This window comes from Methylobacterium ajmalii (genome assembly GCF_016613415.1).
GTDB lineage: Bacteria > Pseudomonadota > Alphaproteobacteria > Rhizobiales > Beijerinckiaceae > Methylobacterium > Methylobacterium ajmalii.
The window spans coordinates 32,226-48,458 of the sequence record NZ_JACWCT010000087.1 but is presented as its reverse complement, the minus strand read 5'-3'; the positions used below and the strand labels follow the sequence as shown (position 1 = coordinate 48,458).

Sequence of the window (16,233 nt, the reverse complement as noted above, 5' to 3'; positions counted from 1 at the left end):
CGCGCTGGCGTAGGCCCAGGGCAGCAACTCGTCGAGGCGGCGGTTGGGATGGCCCTCGGCGATGCGGGTGAGCACGTCGCTCAGGTAGGCATGCGGCTCCACGCCGTTCAGCTTGCACGTCTCGACCAGCGAGGCGATCACCGCCCAGTGCTGCCCGCCGCCGTCCGAACCAGCAAACAACGCGTNNNNGCGTCAGCGCCAGCGGCCGGATCGCCCGCTCGACCACGTTCGAGTCGAGCTCGACCCGGCCATCCTCCAGGAACACGCACAGCCCCGCCCAGCGCGACAGCGCGTAGCGGATCGCCTCGGCCAGCCGGCTCTTCTGGCTCACCTGCCCGAGCATCTCGCGCAGCCAGGGCTCCAGCGCGGCGATCACCGGACGGCTGTGCTCCTGGCGCTGCGCCCGCCGCTCCTCGGCCGAGCGGCCGCGGATCTCCGCTTCGGTCCGGTACAGGCGCGCGATCCGCTCCAGCGCCTGCGTGGCGATCGGCGCCGGCCCGCCCTGCGCCAGTTCATAGAAGCGCCGACGCACGTGCGCCCAGCAGAACGCCAGCTGGATCCCGCCGCGATCCGCCAGGGCCTTGTAGCCGCCATAGCCGTCGACCTGCAGCACGCCCACAAAGCCGCTCAGGTGACGAAGAGGCCGCTCGGCCGTACGGTCCGGGGCGTAGACGTAGGCCACGCCCGGCGGATCGCGTCCGCCCCAGGGCCGGTCGTCCCGCGCATAGGCCCACAGCTGCCCCGTCTTGGTGCGACCGCGCCCGGGATCGAGCACCGGCGCGGTCGTCTCGTCGGCAAATAGCTTGCCGCTGGCTTGTAGCATCGTGAGCAGGCGTTCGTGCACGGGACGCAGCGCGAAGGCAGCGCGCCCGACCCAGTCGGCCAGGGTCGAGCGGTCGAGAAGGACGCCCTGGCGTGCGAAGATCTGCGCCTGTCGGTAGAGCGGCAGGTGGTCCGCGTATTTGGAGACCAGCACCTGCGCCACCAGCGCGTCGGTGGGCAGGCCGCCCTCGATCAGGCGGGCGGGTGCGGGCGCTTGCACGACCGCCTCCTCGCAGGCCCGGCAGGCGTAGCGCGGCCGGCGGATCACCAGGACCCGGACCTGCGCCGGCACCACGTCGAGGCGCTCGGAGACGTCCTCGCCGATCCGGTGCAAGGTCCCGGCACAGCACGGGCAGACCAGGCTGGCGGGATCGACGACGCGCTCGATGCGCGGCAGGTGAGCAGGCAGAGTTCCCCGATTGCGCCGCCGCTCGGCGACCCGCGTCGCCCGGCTGGCCGGCTCGCTGTCGGCTGCCGCCAGCGTGGCGGCCTCGCCCTGCTCGGCCTCCTCCAGCCCCAGCAGCAGCTGGTCCTCCGGCAGGCTCTCGGCTCGCCGCCCGAAGCGGTGGCGTTGCATCGCCTGGATGATCTGGCGCAGCCGCTCGTTCTCAGCCCGCTCCTCGGCCAGCAGCGCCTTGAGCGTCTCGGGATCGTCCGGCGGAGGGGAAGCGGGAGCAGCCACGAACAAGATTAGAGCATAGTTCTCAGCTACTTGCGATGGCCTTGAGGCGTCCTGCGCACTCCGCCGCTCAGCTCGGAACAGCGGGGGTCACGACGGGGCGCAGGCCGTGCACGCGTCGCCAGTCCAGCCCCTCGAGCAGGGCCGAGAGCTGGGCGGCGGTCAGGTGCACGGCGCTGTCGCGGGGCGCCGGCCAGTGGAAGGCGCCGCTCTCGAGCCGCTTGGCCACCAGAACCAGGCCGGTCCCATCCCAGAACACCAGCTTGATCCTGTCGGCGCGCTTGGAGCGGAACACGTAGATGCTGCCCGAGAACGGATCGGCGCCGATGGCGTCACGCACCAGGGCGGCCAGCCCGTCGACGCCTTTGCGGAAGTCGACCGGTCGGGTGGCCACCATCACCCTCACGGCACCGCTGGGCCCGATCACGGCCGCGGCCTCAGAGCCCGGATCACCGCCCTGATCTGAGCCTCGCTGGCGTGAGCGCCGATGCGGACGACCGCGCCACCGATCTCGAGTTCGATCCCGGCGCCGTCCGCCGCTCGCTCGGGCGACCGCATCGGTGACGGCACCGACGGGAGAGCAGACGCAGCTGGCGTCGTCGCCGGCACGAAGGTCATCGGCGTGGGATCCTGCGCCGCTTCGAGGGCGCGGCGCGCCTCCCGGCGCCAACCGAACACCTGTTGGGGCGTCACCCCGTGGCGGCGCGCTATGGCCGAGACGACGGCCCCCGGCACGAGGGTCTCCTCGAGGATCGCTGCCTTGGCATCCGCCGACCAAACCCGCCGCCCGCTGCCGCCCGTGATCACCTCCAGGCGGCGCGGCTCACATCTATGCTCAAGTCCAGACACAAGCCGATCCCCGCGATCAAACCACGGACATCAGCATCACGCCTCACCACGCACGACGGTAGGTGGGCTCGGAAGAACGCTTACCGTCTACCGGATGGTCATGGAGAAGCATGTCTGCCCGTACGGGCTGAAGACCAAGGACCTGCTCGAACGCGAGGGCTTCCAGGTCGACGACCATTGGCTGACCACGCGCGAGGAGACCGACGCCTTCAAGGCCGAGCATGGCGTGAAAACCACGCCGCAGACCTTCATCGGCGGGCAACGCATCGGCGGCTACGACGACCTGCGGCGACACCTCGGCAAGGCCGTGAAGGATCCGAAGGCGACGAGCTACACACCCGTCGTCGCCATATTCGCGATGACCGCGCTCATGGCGCTGGCTGCGAGCTACGCCGCCTACGGGACGCCGCTGACGACCCGGGCGGGCGAGTGGTTCATCGCCTTCAGCATGTGCGTGCTGGCCATCCTGAAGTTGCAGGACGTCGAGATCTTCTCGTCCATGTTCCTGGGCTACGATCTGCTCGCCCGCCGCTGGGTGCGCTACGCCTACGCCTACCCGTTCTGCGAGGCCCTGGCCGGCGTGCTGATGGTCGCGGGTGCCCTGAACTGGCTGTCGATCCCGGTTGCGCTCGTCATCGGCACGGTCGGCGCCGTTTCGGTATTCAAGGCGGTCTACGTCGACAAGCGCGAGATCAAATGCGCCTGCGTCGGCGGCTCGGGGAGCGTGCCGCTCGGTTTCGTGTCGCTGACCGAGAACCTGATGATGGTCGGCATGGCCGTCTGGATGCTGTTCGCGCACCACTGAGCCGCCCGCAAGCAATAAGGCTGTACAGCCCGCATCCGCAGCGATGCTCGCCAGAACCTCGTCGGCCGGAGGTGTCGGATCTGCAGTGGAACGCTGCCGTCATGACTAGCACGATTTCCGGATGATGACGCCCGGTACTTGTCTCAGGGGAAGAGAAACATCCCACGATACGACGAAGGGGTGGTGCCGCGCCACTCCCGATCGAGCTCCAAGCTGACATCGTTGAGATATGACGCGATCCGTCGGAGCGCCCCGGGATCCCGACAGGCGATCGTGACCCCGATCCTGAGAGGACTCCCCCCGTGACGGCGCAGCACCGACTCCGCCATCAGCGCGACCTCGCGCTCGGCCTGAGCCGTCAGGACGCGCAGGCCGGCCGGCGTCGCCAGCGTCACCTCGTAGTCGAAAGCAACCGTCACGGATCAATCTCGTCGGCGCAGGGGTCCGGGGACTGCCCCGGATCGAAGGCCCGGTAACGGTCGAAGTCCGGATATCGATCCATTGGCGCCCACAGCGCTCGTGCCATGGCCTAACTCCGCAAGACCCTGTGGCGGGCCGTCGAACCTTAAATTCCCTGTCATTCAGGAACGTCGGGTGGGCCTCGTTCGTCCCTGTCGACCGGGCAGGACCTTCGGCCTGCTTCATCCGGCATGATGCTCACCCAAGGTTCCCCATGACCCGCTCGATCCCGTCCCTTGCGTTCGGACTTCTGCTCGTCTCGACGGCCCTGTCGCCCGCGCTGGCCCGTGATGCCGCCCTCGCCCAGGCCAGGGGGACATCCCCCTCGGCAAGCCAGATCCTCGCCCGCGTTCAGGTCGCCCAGGCCGACCGGACCGCCCCCGCGGCGGACCCGCAGGCCTCGGGAGCGCGGACCGACGGCGTCCGCCAGTCCTCCCAGACCCAGGTCGGCAGCCGTCAGCCGACCGGCGCCTTCCCGACGAACGAGATCAGCCGTCAACCCGTCATCGACCTCGGCGCCGGCGAGGACGGGATGAAGAAGGACGTCGCCGCCCTTCAGCAGACGCTCACCGAGCTGCAGCAGCTCCAGCTCCAGACCAAGCAGGCGCACTGGAACGCGTCCGGTACCCTGTACTACCCGCTGCATCTCCTGCTGCAGGAGCATTACGAGGGGCTGTCGAAATATGCCGACACCATCGCCGAGCGGCTGCTCGCCGTCGGCGCCTCGGCGGATGGGCGGGCCAACACCATCGTGAGGACGTCGGGCGTCCCGGAAATCCCGGGCGGCTTCCTCGACGACGCCCAGATCCTCGCCTGGTTCACCAACGCCTACAAGCGCGTCGGGGAGGAGGTGAACGCCGCGATCAAGGCGACCGAGAAGGTCGACCCGACCACCTCGAACCTGCTCCAGGAAGTCGAGCACGGCATCGCCAAGTACCAGTGGCAGATGCGCGCCCAGCTCCAGCGCACCGGCACCGATCCGAATACCGGGTGGGACCTCAACGACAACAAGCCCATCGACCTCCAGGGACAGCCGGGCACGGGCCAAAGCCAAGGTCAGAGCCAGAACCCGGCGCAAAACAAGCCGTGACGACGACCCCGGGAGCCTGCCCGTGCGGCACGGCTCCCGGGGGCCGGCCGAACCGAGGCCGCGGCCCTGCTTCATGCTGCCGCGACACGGATGCACCATGACACGCGGCGCGATGCGGTTTCCCGCACCTGCCCCCGGAGATCCCGACCCCGATGCGCCCCGTCCACGCCGAGAGGCACCTCATCGACCGTATCGGCTGGCTGCGCGCCGCCGTGCTCGGGGCCAATGACGGCCTCGTCTCGACCGCCAGCCTGATCGTGGGCGTCGCCGCCTCCGCGGCCGGGACTGGCGAGGTCCTGGTCGCCGGCTGTGCCGGGCTCGTGGCCGGAGCGATGTCGATGGCGGCGGGCGAGTACGTCTCGGTCAGTTCCCAGGCCGATACCGAACAGGCCGACCTCGCTCGCGAGCGCGGGGAACTTGCCGACGATCCCGCGGCCGAGACGGAGGAACTGGCACGGATCTATGTCGACCGCGGGCTCGACCACGCGCTGGCCGTGCAGGTCGCCGAGCAGCTCATGGCCAAGGATGCCCTCGGGGCCCATGCCCGGGACGAACTCGGCATCTCGGACTTCACCACGGCTCGGCCGGTCCAGGCCGCCCTTACCTCGGCCGCCACCTTCTCGGCGGGGGCGGCGCTGCCGCTCCTCGTGGCGGTCGTCTCGCCGGCGAACCTCGCCGTCTACACCGTGTCGGGCGCCTCGCTCGTCTTCCTGGCCGTCCTCGGTGCCCTCGGTGCGCGCGCCGGCGGAGCGGCGGTGCCGAAGGCGATGGCGCGGGTCGCCTTTTGGGGCGCCCTCGCCATGGCGGTCACCGCCGGCATCGGGAGCTTGGTCGGCAAGGCCGTGTGAGGCGACGTGGCACGCAGTCGACGGGCTGTGTCGTCCAGCAAAGGACCGGTCCGATCTCGGTTGCGCTCATCGGAACCGGCACGCCGGGGACGTCCCGTCGGGAGGCAGGGCGCGGGCGGGGCTTCGGCGGCGGTCAGGCCGGCTCCACCACCCCGCCGGCCTTCTCAAGCGCGGCGAACCCCCCGGCGACGTGGGCGACCGGACCGAGCCCCATCTCCTGGAGCGCCTTGGCGGCGAGCGCCGAGCGGTTGCCCGAGGCGCAGTAGAGGATCAGGCTCCGGCCGCCCCCGAGCTCGACCTTGTGGGTCGGGCTCGCCGGGTCAGCCTGGAATTCCAGCACGCCGCGCGGGACGTGGACCGCACCGGCGATCCGGCCGGTCTTGGCCAGTTCCTCGCTCTCGCGGACGTCGACGAGCACCGTCTCCGTCCGGGCGAGGCGGGCCAGCGCCTCCTCGGCCGACAGGGTCGTCACCTCGCGGTTGGCCTCGGCCACCAGGTCCTTCGCGCTCTTCGTCGTCATGCTCGCCTCCATCGCTCGCTCCATGCCGCGCCCTCGAGGGCGTCGCGCGGGGTCTTCGGGTAACGCCGACCGTTCGCGTCGGGCCCGGTCACGCGCCCCGCGCCTCTGGACGGATGCCGCCTCGGCGGGCGTCTCGATCGGTTGCGGGTTCGGGCACGAGGCGGACCAGCAGCATGCCGGCGATCATGGCGGCCACGAAGGTTGCGGCCTGGGCCGGCGCCACCGTCAGGAGGGTGAGGGCCGGCCCCGGGCACAGGCCGGCGAGGCCCCAGCCGAGGCCGAAGATCGCCGCACCGGCGACTAGGGGCAGGTCGAGGTCGCGCCGGGTCGGGATCTCCAACCGGGGCGCGAGGAGCGGCCGGCCGCGACGCCGCGCCGCCAGGGTGCCCAGTGCCGAGACCGCGACGGCTCCCGCCATCACGAAGGCGAGGCTCGGGTCCCAGTGGCCGACGAGGTCGAGGAAACCAAGCACCTTGGCCGGATCGCTCATCCCGGAGACGAGGAGGCCGAGGCCGAACAGGAGGCCGGCGGCGAAGGCGGAGACGGTTCTCACGGCTCAGGCTCCGATCAGGTGACGGGTGACGAGGACGGTGAGGATGGCCACAGTCATGAAGGTGACGGTCGCGGCCATCGAGCGGGGCGACAGGCGGCCGAGGCCGCAGACGCCGTGGCCGCTGGTGCAGCCGGAGCCGAGGCGCGAACCGAACCCGACCAGCAGGCCCGCCACCGCCAGGAGGGGGAGCGAGGCGCCGACCGTCACGGCGGGCAGACGCGCGACGAGGCCGTAGGCCAGCGGCGCCAGGACGAGACCCGCGAGGAAGGCGACCCGCCAGCCGGTCTCGCGCGAGGGCGAGGCCAGAAGCCCGCCGAGGATGCCGCTGATGCCGGCGATGCGCCCGTTGAGGATGAGGAACAGGGCGGCGGAGGTGCCGATCATGGCGCCGCCGATGAGGGCGCTGACAGGCGTGAAGCCATCCATCGTGGTCGCTCCCGAGCGTCGGTCCGGGCGATGCCCGGATGCTTCGCGGAGGACGCCGTCCCCCGCGAAGTCATAACATTAGGTGATACTCAATTAGCATATCCTAATGTTTTGGCAAGAGCGGCTGCGGCTCTCCGGCCTGGAAGGCGTGCGCCGGTGCGCGAGCGGCGCCCATCCACCCTCGGTGCCGGATCAAGGGTGGATGTAGGAGAAGCCCATGCCCTGCAGGCGCGCCAGTTCGGCGACGCCGCTCGGCACCACGTCGTCCTCGGTCACGCCGTAGAGCGTCCCGCGGTCGATCCTGCGCTCCCGCAGGGTGTTGGCGCAGACCAGGAACCGGACGCCCATCGCCTTGAGGGCGTCGATCCGCCCGGCGAGGTCCTTGTCGGTCGCGGCCGCCTGGAACAGCGCGACCCCATCGCCGTGGCTCACCACGCGGATCTCGACATGCGTCCGGCCGACGGCCTCGACGTGGTTGCGCAGGTTGCCGAGCAAGCGCCGGACATAGGCGGGGCCGTCCTGGCCGCCATCGTTGTGGTAGACGACCTTCTGGTCGGCGTAGTACCCGGCGGGCGCCTCCGAGCCGGCCTGGACCGGCCCCGCGCCCAGGGCTGTGAGGACGATCGCGAGCACCAGCCCCTTAAAGACCTTCATCATTCGCCACTCCCTCTGGTATCGGCGCTTCCGTGGCCTCGCGGGACAGGCCGTCGAGCCCGGCATGATCGAGACCGTCATCCGGTTGCAGCCCGGCGGGCACGCCCCGCCCGAGGCTGCCGGTCGTCTCCGGCCCGGCTGGCCGCGCCGCATGGGCGGTGCCCCGCGATCCCAGCACCACGACCCTGGTGCCGGTGGGCACGCGGCGATGCAGGTCGATGACGTCTTGGTTCAGCATGCGGATGCATCCCGAGGAGACCGCCTCGCCAATGCTCCACGGCTCCGTCGTGCCGTGGATGCGATAGAGCGTGTCCTTGCCGTCCTTGAACAGGTAGAGCGCCCGCGCGCCGAGCGGGTTCCTCGCCCCGCCCGGCATGCCGCCGGCCCAGCGCCCGTTCCGCTCCGGGTCGCGCCGGAGCATGTCGGGGGTCGGCGTCCAGCGCGGCCACGACGCCTTGCGGGCGACCGTGGCCTCGCCGGTGAACTCGAAGCCGGCCTTGCCGACGCCGACCCCGTAGCGCATCGCCTTGCCGCCCTCCATCACGAGGTAGAGGAAGCGCCGCTGGGGGTCGACCACCAGGGTGCCGGGCGGCTCCCGCGTCGGGTACGCGACGACCTGGCGGACGTTGCGGGCCTTGAGGTCGTGCGGGTCGACCGCCTCGACGGGAAAGGGCTCGTCGGTGATCGCCGCGTAGCGGCGCGACACTTCTGGGGGCACCTGCGGCCGGGCCTCCGCGACCGGGCCTTGTGCCCCCATCGAGGTGGTGCAGGCGCCGAGCATTGCGGCGAGCGCGACCGGCGCCGGGAGACGGAGGAGCCGCCGCCTCACGAACGGCCTCCGTTGGGGGCCTTGGCGCGGGCCTGGGCGGCGGCCTGCCGGAAGCCGTCGTAGTCGAGGGCCGCCGCGACCTTCAGCTGGCCGATCAGGAAGACCGGCGTTCCCTGCAGGCCCAGCGCGTCGGCCTGGTCGAGGTTGCGCTGGAGCAGGGCCGCGATCTCGGCCCGATGCGCCGTCGCGTCCTCGTCCAGGCGGGCCATGTCGACGCCTGCGGCGGCCACCGCGTCCCGCATCCGCTCCTTGGGGATCTTGCGGCCCGGAATGGCCATGAGGGCGCGGTGTACCGTGTCGTAGCGGTCCTGGTAGCGCGCCGCGAGGGCGAGCTGTGCGCCATAGACCGAGGCGTCGCCGAGGATCGGCCAGTCCTTGTGGACGAGGCGGATGCGCCCGTCCGTCTTCACCAGGCGGAGAAGATCGGGCTCGGCCTTCTTGCAGAACGGGCAGTTGTAATCGAGGAAGGCGACGATGGTCAGATCGCCCTTCGGGTTGCCGGAGACCGGCGCCTCGGGGTCGTTGAGGATCGCGTTCGTGTCGATCCCTTGGGCGAAGGCCACCTCGGTCCGCAGACCGGGCGAGAGCAGGGCGGGCGCGAGCGTGGCGGCGGGCAGAAGGGCGAGCAGGGTCCTGCGGTCCATGACAATCTCCATGGCTGGTGGTGGGTCGAAGGGGCGGATCAGGCGCCGACGAGGGCAAGGCGGCGCGTCAGGTCCTCGACCGTGAGCTCGCCCTCGGTGCGGGCCTCGCGGACCTCGCCGCCGTCGGGGCGCAGCAGGATCAGGGTCGGCGGTCCGACGACCGCGAAACGCTGCATCAGGGCGCGGGCGTCGGTGTCGTCCCGCGTGACGTCGGCCCGGATGACCGAGACGGATCGCAGCCGCTCGCGGATGCCTGCATCGGCCATGACGGTTCGCTCGTTCGTCCGGCAGACGGTGCACCACGCGGCGGCGAATTCGACGAGCGCCGGCTTGCCCTCGGCCCGCGCCGCCGCGAGGGCCGCCTCGAGCGCCGGGACGGAGGTGATCGTCCGGGCCTCCGCGACGCGAACCTCCTGCCCTTGGCCGAGGCCGGCGAGCGGCCGCAGCGGGTCTGTCCCGCCTGCCGCAGCGCCGACGAGGAGGGCGCAGCCATAGGTCACCGCGACGATGCCGGCGGTCTTCGTGAGACGTGACGCGACCCCGGCCCCGATCGGGTCGAAGGCGCCGACGAACACGCCGGTGCCGACCGCCAGCAGGCCCCAGAGCGCGAGCGTCGCCTCGGGCGGTGCAAGGCGGGACACCATGGTGATCGCGAGGCCGAGGAAGACGACGCCGAAGGCCTGCTTGGCGGCGACGAGCCAGGGGCCGGAGCGCGGCAGGATCCCCGCCCCGAACGTGCCGACCAGGATCAGCGGCAGGCCCATGCCGAGGCCGAGCGCGAACAGGGCGGCGGCGCCGCGGGCCACGTCCCCGGTCCGGGCGACGTACAGGAGGGCCGCGGCGAGCGGCGGGGTCACGCAGGGGCCGACGATCAGCGCGGAGGTGAAGCCCAGGATCGCGGCACCGCCGAGCGCGCCGAACCGGCGTCCGCGCAGGCGGGACAGGCGGGCGGCGACGCCCGAAGGCAGCGCGAGGTCGAACGCGCCGAACATCGACAGGGCCAGCGCGGCGAAGGCCGCGGCGAGCAGCCCGAGGGCCGCGGGCGTCTGGAGCGCGACCTGAAGGTTGCGTCCGGACCAGGACGCCGCCACGCCGAGCGTCCCGTAGGCCAGCGCCATCGCGAGCACGTAGGTGCCGGACAGGACGAAGCCGCGACCGGCCGAGAGACGCTCCCCGGAGCGGGCCAGCATGCCGGCGAGCACCGGCACCATCGGCAGCACGCATGGGGTGAAGGCCAGGAGCAGGCCGAGCCCGAGGAAGGTCGCGAGCACCCCCACGAGCGGGCCCGCGAGCCATCCGCTCCCCGCCCCGGGGGGCTCCGCCGACGGGGGCGCATCGGCAGAGGGACTCACCGTCACGGCCGCGCTCTCCGGGCCAGGCGCAGGCACCGCGACGACCCGGGTGACCGGCGGGTAGCAGATGCCCTTCTCGGCGCAGCCCTGGTAGGTGACGCGCAGGCCCGCCACCCCGGCGAGCGACGCGGCCGGCACTACGGCTTCGGCCGCGCCGTGGTAGATCTCGGTCGGCCCGAAATTCGGATCGTCCTTGGTCTCGCCGGACGTCGTGCGCAGGGGAAGCTCGCGGCCGTCGGCATCGGCGGCGGCGAGCTTGTCGCGGTAGAGGTAGGTGCCGGGGGCGATGGTCCAGCGCAGGCGCAGCGACAGGTCGGCGTCGCGGGTCGCCGCGAGGGTGAACGGCATCGGCCGTGCGGCCGGCTCGCCGCACTGCCCCGGCGACCAGAGCGCGGATCCTGCCCAGAGTAGGGCGGCGAGGACGAGGTGGGCGAGAATGGTCGGCATCGGCGGGGCCCGGGTTCGGATCGGCCCGCCGCAGGTCGAAAACGCACCTTAAGCCAGGCTTAAGGTCAGGCCGGAGGATGCGGGGCGGGACGGAGGGACACGCATGCGCATCCTCGTCGTCGAGGACGACACCATTCTGGCGGACGGGCTCCGGGCGGGCCTGAGCCTCGGCGGGGCGACCGTCGATTGCGTCGCGACCTGCGCCGATGCCGAGGCGGCGCTCGCCACGAGCACCTTTTCGGCGGTCGTCCTCGACCTGATGCTGCCCGACGGCTCCGGCCTCGACGTGCTGCGCGGCCTGCGGCGTCGAGCGGACCGGACGCCGGTCGTCCTGCTGACCGCCCGCGACGCGGTCGCCGACCGGATCGCCGGGCTCGATGGCGGCGCCGACGACTATCTCGGCAAGCCCTTCGACCTCGACGAGCTCTCCGCCCGCATCCGCGCCGTCGTCCGGCGGGCCTCGGGGCGGGCGGCGGGTATCCTGGAGCATGGCGGCATCCGGCTCGACCCCGGCAGCCTCGCCGTCACGGTCGACGGCGTGGCGGTCACGGTCTCCCGGCGCGAGGTCATGGTGCTGGCAGCCCTGATGGAGCGCCCCGACGTGCTGCGCTCGAAGGCGGAGCTGGAAGAGCGCCTCTACGGCTGGCAGGAGGAGGTCGAGAGCAATGCGGTCGAGGTGCATATGCACAACCTGCGCGCCAAGATCGGCCGGCACGCCATCGAGACGGTGCGCGGCCTCGGCTATCGCATGAGGGCCCTGGCATGAGGTCGCTTCGCGTCAGGCTGTTCACCATCCTGCTCCTCGCCACCGGCCTGATCTGGCTCAGCGCGGTCGCCTGGATCTATCTCGGCTCGAAGCGCGAGGTAGAGCAGGTCCTCGATAACCGCCTGCAGGAAGCGGCCCGCATGGTCGGCTCCCTGGTCGGCGCGATCGGCGGCACGGGTCCCGGTGGGGCGCCCGGCGCCATCCCGGCGCCGATGTCGTACGAGCGGCAGCTCTCCTGCCAGATCTGGTCACTCGACGGCCGGATGGTCGCACGGTCGAGCGGAGCCCCCGAGCGGCGCCTGACCGACGCCCCGGCCGGCTTCTCGCAGCGCGAGGTCGACGGCGAGACCTGGCGGGTCTTCACGCTGGAGGATGCCGGCAAGGGCGTGCGCGTGATGGTCGGCGACCGGCTCGGCCTGCGCGAGCGCCTCGTCACCGACCTCATCATGGGCCTCGTCGCGCCCGCGCTCCTGGTGGTGCCGCTGCTCGGGATGCTGATCTGGGCGAGCCTCGGGCGGGGCCTGCGCCCGTTGCGGCGGATGGCGCGCGACCTCGCGGGACGTGACGCCGACGACATGAGCGCCATCGACGCCGGACGCGCCCCCGCGGAGGTGCGCCCCCTGGCCGACGCCCTCAACGGGCTCTTCCTCAAGGTCGAAGCGGCCCGCCGGCACGAACGGGAGGTGACGGCGTTCGCCGCGCACGAACTGCGCACCCCGCTCGCAGGCCTCAAGCTCCAGGCCCAGGTCGCCATGGCCGCCACCGATCCGGAGGTTGCGAAGGTGGCCTTGCGCCAGATCCTGGCCGCCGTCGACCGGACCACGCGCCTCGTCCGCCAGTTGCTCGACGCCGCCCGGCTCGATGCCGCAGGGGACATGCCGCCCCTCGCGGAGGTCGATGTCGGTGCGCTGGTGGCCGAGACCGTGGACGGCATGCGGACGCCCACCGGGGTGCGAACCCAGATCGATCCGGGGCTTCGTGGCTACAGGCTGCTGGCCGACCCGGAGGGCTTGCGTCTCGCCGTCCGGAACCTGCACGAGAACGCCGTGCAGCACATGCAGACCGGCACGGTGGCCTGGGGCGTGCGGCCGGATGGTGGGGGCATCGTCGTTCGCGACGAGGGACCGGGCATTCCCGAGGACGAGCTGCCCCACGTCACGACACGGTTCTTCCGGGGGCGCCACAAGAGCGCGACGGGAAGCGGCCTCGGCCTTGCCATCGCCGAGATGGCGTCCCGCCGGAGCGGCCTGAGCCTTCGGCTGCGCAACCGGACGGATCGTCCCGGCATCGAGGCGGAGATCGCCCGGGGCTGACGCCGATCAATCGAGATCCGGGCAGAAGATGTCCTTGAGGGTCGCCAGCACGCGCGCAGCCCGGGGGTCTTCGAGCCGGTAGTAGATCGACTGGCTCTCGCGCCGGAACGCGACGAGCCCGTCCTCGCGTAGCTTGGCGAGGTGCTGCGACAGGGCCGACTGGCTGAGCTCGACCTCCCCGGCGAGGCTGGTCACGTCCATCTCGCCGCGGGCGACCAGCAGGCACAGGATGAGCAACCGCTTCTCATTGGCGAGCAGGCGGAGCAGGCGGGCCGCGTCGGCGGCCTTGTCCTGGAACCGTGTCAGGTCGGTCGGTGTCGGGGCGTCCATCGGCTCCTGTCCCGGATTGTCGGATTCCGGTTTTTTTAGCTTCCCCTAATATAGCGCCACGGGACGTATCTGTCTCCCTCCCGACCGCGCCGAGGCCACGAGCGTCGCCGGAACGCCCCGGCCCCCTGCAATTGCCCGCTCCGCGATCCGGGGCGACCGAACCGACGGGTGATCGCCGTCGTCAAGTCTCCCGATGTTCGAGACGTCAGACAGAGCGAAGCAGCCAGCGGAGCGGCAAGGCGATCGCCGTCAGGCTCGCGACACTGAGCGACCAGAGCAGGAAAAACCATCCGAGCCGGCGCAGGCCCGGGGCCCTCTGCGGGAGGCGGTCGGCGCGGTCCCGGGCGCCTCCCGTCGTGGTGTCGGGATCGGCGCGCATCAATGATACCCTGCTCCGGCCGTCACCTTGCCGCGGAACAGCCAGTAGACGTAGGCCGTGTAGGCCAGCACCAGCGGCACCAGCACCGCCGCGCCGTAGAGCAGGAAGGCCTGCGACTTCGGATGGGTCGCCGCCTGCCAGATCGTGATGTCCGGCGGCACGATGTGCGGCCACATGCTGACCCCGAGCCCGACATAGGACAACAGGAAGACCCCGAGCGCGCAGAGGAACGGCATGACCTCCTCCCGCCGCTCCAGGGCCACGGCGAAGCGCCAGGCCAGGAGCCCGACGAGCACCGGCACCGGGGCGCCGACCGCCATGCCCGGCAGGCCGAGCCAGCGCTCGCGGAACGGCGCACTCACCGCGAGCATGGTCGCGGAGACCACCGCGATGGCGACGAGGGTGGCGAGCCCAAGGGGCCGGGCGAGCGCGTAGGCGCGCCGCTGCAGGTCGCCTTCGGTCTTCCAGATGAGCCAGCAGGCGCCGAGAAGGCCGTAGCCGACAACGAGGGCGAACCCGGTCAGGAGCGAGAACGGCGTCAGCCAGTCCCACCAGCCGCCCGCATAGGCACGGCCCTCGACCCGGATCCCCTGTACGAAGGCGCCGAGCGCGATGCCCTGGCAGAATGCCGCGACGTAGCTGCCCCAGGAGAAGGCCCGGTCCCAGGCGAGCTGCCCGCGCGGCGTGACGACCCGGAACCGCATCTCGAAGGCGACGCCGCGGAACACGAGGGCCAGCAGCATCAGGATCAGCGGCATGTAGAGGGCCGGCAGGATGGTGACGTAGGCGAGCGGGAAGGCCGCGAACAGCCCGCCGCCGCCGAGCACCAGCCAGGTCTCGTTCCCGTCCCAGACCGGGGCGACCGAGTTCACCATCACGTCCCGGTCGACCTTGTGGGGCAGCGCCGGGAACAGGATGCCGATGCCGAGGTCGAACCCGTCCATCGCCACGTAGAGGAACACCGCCGTCGCGATCAGGACGGCCCAGATCAGGGTGAGGTCCACGCTCATCGGATCCTCCTCATTCGGCCGGCATCGGATGGGGATCGGCGGCGAGCGCCGGGGCGGGGGTGATGCCGGCGGTCCGCACCGGCTGGCCGACCGGCGGTCCCGGCTCGTGCGGGCGCGGCGCCTGGTTGAAGAGGTGCATCAGGTACCAGATGCCGGCCCCGAACACCGCGAAGTAGACGACCGCGAAGGCGGCAAGCGAGGTCGCCACCGCGGGCGCGGCGACCGGAGAGAGGCTGTCGGCGGTCCGCAGCAGGCCGTAGACCGTGAAGGGCTGGCGGCCGGCCTCCGTCACCACCCAGCCGGCAGTGACCGCGACGAGCCCCGACGGCCCCATCGCCACCGCGAAGCGGTGCAGCCAGGGCGTCTCGTAGAGCCGGTCCTTCCAGCGCAGGTATAGCGACCACAGGCCGAGGCCGATCATCAGGAGGCCGAGGCCGACCATGACCCGGAAGGCCCAGAACACCAGCGGCAGGTTGGTCGGCCAGGTGTCGCGCGGCAGGGCTTTGAGGCCCGTCACCTCGGCATCGAGGTCGTGGGCGAGGTAGAGGCTGGCGAGACCGGGGATCCCGACCTGCCACCTGGTCGAGCCAGTCTCGGCATCGGGCCAGCCGAACAGGATCGAGGGGGCCCTGCGCTCGCTCTCGAAATGCCCCTCCATCGCCGCCACCTTGGCCGGCTGGTGGTGATAGGTGTTGCCGCCATGCAGGTCGCCGAGGACGAGCTGCACCGGGGCGACGAAAGCCGCCATCCACATCGCCATCGAGAACATCAGCCGGGCGCGGGGATTGAAGCGGTCGCGCAGCAGGTGCCAGGCTCCGACCGCGCCGACGATCATCGCGGTCGTCAGGTAGGCGGCGGTGACGGTATGGGCGAAGCGGTAGGGGAAGGACGGGTTGAAGATCACCGCCCACCAGCTCTCGGGCACGAAGCGGCCATCGGCGTCGAGGACGTGGCCGGCCGGGGTCTGCATCCAGGAATTGGCGGACAGGATCCAGAAGGCCGAGAGCAGCGTGCCGCCGGCCACGAGCGCGGTGGCGAGGAAGTGCAGGCGCCGTCCCACCCGCTCGAGCCCGAACAGCATCACCCCGAGGAAACCGGCTTCGAGGAAGAAGGCGGTGAGCACCTCGTAGCCGAGGAGAGGACCCAGCACCGGCGCGGTCTTGTCCGAGAAGACCGACCAGTTGGTGCCGAACTGGTAGCTCATCACCAGCCCCGAGACGACGCCCATGGCGAAGGCGACGGCGAAGATCTTGAGCCAGTAGCGGTAGGTGTCGAGGTAGACGTCCCGGCCGGTGGCGAGCCAGAACGCCTCCAGCACGGCGAGGTAGCTCGCCAGCCCGATGGTGAAGGCCGGGAACAGGAAGTGCCAGACGACCGTGAAGGCGAACTGGCTACGGGCGAGGTCGAGCGCGCTCGGGAGATGGTCGGCCAGCATGGGATCGATCCGAGGGGACAAGC

General features: G+C 71.5%; 19 protein-coding genes and 1 pseudogene. 5 read left to right on the top strand and 15 right to left on the bottom strand.

Features of this window, described 5'->3' with window-relative positions; all coding sequences use genetic code 11:
- The 3 genes and pseudogenes from tnpC to tnpA all read right to left on the bottom strand — a co-directional run.
- A pseudogene (gene tnpC, locus HPY23_RS16530) lies at positions 1–1,504 on the bottom strand (IS66 family transposase); the annotation flags it as partial.
- Between the two features lie 67 nt (positions 1,505–1,571).
- On the bottom strand, positions 1,572–1,928 hold the full coding sequence (gene tnpB / locus HPY23_RS16525) for an IS66 family insertion sequence element accessory protein TnpB (protein WP_200601450.1): 357 nt from the start codon (positions 1,926–1,928) through the stop codon (positions 1,572–1,574).
- Entirely contained in the window at positions 1,925–2,308 is a 384-nt protein-coding gene (tnpA, locus tag HPY23_RS33605) for an IS66-like element accessory protein TnpA (RefSeq protein WP_200601451.1), read from the bottom strand. Before tnpA ends, tnpB begins: the two co-directional genes overlap by 4 nt.
- Positions 2,309–2,450: 142 nt before the next feature.
- Between tnpA and HPY23_RS16515 the strand changes: the two genes are divergently transcribed.
- A complete protein-coding gene (locus HPY23_RS16515) occupies positions 2,451–3,155 on the top strand; it encodes a MauE/DoxX family redox-associated membrane protein (protein ID WP_236012449.1) in 705 nt (234 codons plus the stop codon).
- Between the two features lie 143 nt (positions 3,156–3,298).
- Here HPY23_RS16515 and HPY23_RS16510 read toward each other — a convergent pair whose 3' ends face one another.
- Positions 3,299–3,574, bottom strand: coding sequence for a hypothetical protein (locus HPY23_RS16510; RefSeq protein WP_200601453.1), 276 nt, complete (start codon positions 3,572–3,574; stop codon positions 3,299–3,301).
- A gap of 254 nt (positions 3,575–3,828) precedes the next feature.
- Between HPY23_RS16510 and HPY23_RS16505 the strand changes: the two genes are divergently transcribed.
- Both HPY23_RS16505 and HPY23_RS16500 read left to right on the top strand, forming a co-directional pair.
- Complete coding sequence (locus tag HPY23_RS16505) at positions 3,829–4,704, top strand: Dps family protein (protein WP_200601454.1); 876 nt, start codon at positions 3,829–3,831, stop codon at positions 4,702–4,704.
- 152 nt (positions 4,705–4,856) lie between these two features.
- Positions 4,857–5,552 (top strand): VIT1/CCC1 transporter family protein, encoded by a 696-nt coding sequence (locus HPY23_RS16500; protein ID WP_200601455.1) that lies wholly within the window; start codon positions 4,857–4,859, stop codon positions 5,550–5,552.
- Between the two features lie 133 nt (positions 5,553–5,685).
- Here HPY23_RS16500 and HPY23_RS16495 read toward each other — a convergent pair whose 3' ends face one another.
- The 7 genes from HPY23_RS16495 to dsbD form a co-directional block, all read right to left on the bottom strand.
- Complete coding sequence (locus tag HPY23_RS16495) at positions 5,686–6,072, bottom strand: rhodanese-like domain-containing protein (RefSeq protein ID WP_200601456.1); 387 nt, start codon at positions 6,070–6,072, stop codon at positions 5,686–5,688.
- Between the two features lie 88 nt (positions 6,073–6,160).
- Entirely contained in the window at positions 6,161–6,625 is a 465-nt protein-coding gene (locus tag HPY23_RS16490; RefSeq protein WP_289052527.1) for a YeeE/YedE family protein, read from the bottom strand.
- 3 nt (positions 6,626–6,628) lie between these two features.
- Positions 6,629–7,051 (bottom strand): YeeE/YedE family protein, encoded by a 423-nt coding sequence (locus HPY23_RS16485; protein WP_200601457.1) that lies wholly within the window; start codon positions 7,049–7,051, stop codon positions 6,629–6,631.
- Between the two features lie 192 nt (positions 7,052–7,243).
- Positions 7,244–7,708: a DsrE family protein gene (locus HPY23_RS16480; protein ID WP_413231059.1), complete on the bottom strand. Its 465-nt coding sequence runs from the start codon at positions 7,706–7,708 to the stop codon at positions 7,244–7,246.
- Positions 7,692–8,486: a L,D-transpeptidase gene (locus tag HPY23_RS16475; RefSeq protein WP_200601493.1), complete on the bottom strand. Its 795-nt coding sequence runs from the start codon at positions 8,484–8,486 to the stop codon at positions 7,692–7,694. The genes HPY23_RS16480 and HPY23_RS16475 overlap by 17 nt, the downstream gene beginning before the upstream one ends.
- A 44-nt stretch (positions 8,487–8,530) precedes the next feature.
- Positions 8,531–9,178 (bottom strand): DsbA family protein, encoded by a 648-nt coding sequence (locus HPY23_RS16470; RefSeq protein WP_200601458.1) that lies wholly within the window; start codon positions 9,176–9,178, stop codon positions 8,531–8,533.
- Between the two features lie 38 nt (positions 9,179–9,216).
- Positions 9,217–10,977 carry a protein-disulfide reductase DsbD gene (dsbD, locus tag HPY23_RS16465; RefSeq protein ID WP_200601459.1) on the bottom strand — a complete coding sequence of 587 codons (1,761 nt, stop codon included), beginning with the start codon at positions 10,975–10,977 and terminating at the stop codon, positions 9,217–9,219.
- Positions 10,978–11,080: 103 nt separating this feature from the next.
- On the opposite strand from dsbD, the gene HPY23_RS16460 reads away from it, so the two are divergent.
- Together HPY23_RS16460 and HPY23_RS16455 are read left to right on the top strand one after the other, a co-directional pair.
- Positions 11,081–11,743 carry a response regulator gene (locus HPY23_RS16460; protein WP_200601460.1) on the top strand — a complete coding sequence of 221 codons (663 nt, stop codon included), beginning with the start codon at positions 11,081–11,083 and terminating at the stop codon, positions 11,741–11,743.
- Entirely contained in the window at positions 11,740–13,056 is a 1,317-nt protein-coding gene (locus tag HPY23_RS16455; RefSeq protein ID WP_200601461.1) for an ATP-binding protein, read from the top strand. The genes HPY23_RS16460 and HPY23_RS16455 overlap by 4 nt, the downstream gene beginning before the upstream one ends.
- Positions 13,057–13,062: 6 nt before the next feature.
- Here HPY23_RS16455 and HPY23_RS16450 read toward each other — a convergent pair whose 3' ends face one another.
- The 4 genes from HPY23_RS16450 to HPY23_RS16440 form a co-directional block, all read right to left on the bottom strand.
- Positions 13,063–13,386 carry an ArsR/SmtB family transcription factor gene (locus HPY23_RS16450; protein ID WP_200601462.1) on the bottom strand — a complete coding sequence of 108 codons (324 nt, stop codon included), beginning with the start codon at positions 13,384–13,386 and terminating at the stop codon, positions 13,063–13,065.
- Positions 13,387–13,591: 205 nt separating this feature from the next.
- A complete protein-coding gene (locus tag HPY23_RS33135) occupies positions 13,592–13,765 on the bottom strand; it encodes a DUF2474 family protein (RefSeq protein WP_236017681.1) in 174 nt (57 codons plus the stop codon).
- Positions 13,765–14,775: a cytochrome d ubiquinol oxidase subunit II gene (cydB, locus tag HPY23_RS16445; protein ID WP_200601463.1), complete on the bottom strand. Its 1,011-nt coding sequence runs from the start codon at positions 14,773–14,775 to the stop codon at positions 13,765–13,767. Before cydB ends, HPY23_RS33135 begins: the two co-directional genes overlap by 1 nt.
- A gap of 10 nt (positions 14,776–14,785) precedes the next feature.
- Entirely contained in the window at positions 14,786–16,210 is a 1,425-nt protein-coding gene (locus tag HPY23_RS16440) for a cytochrome ubiquinol oxidase subunit I (protein WP_200601464.1), read from the bottom strand.
- Positions 16,211–16,233: the final 23 nt, after the last annotated feature.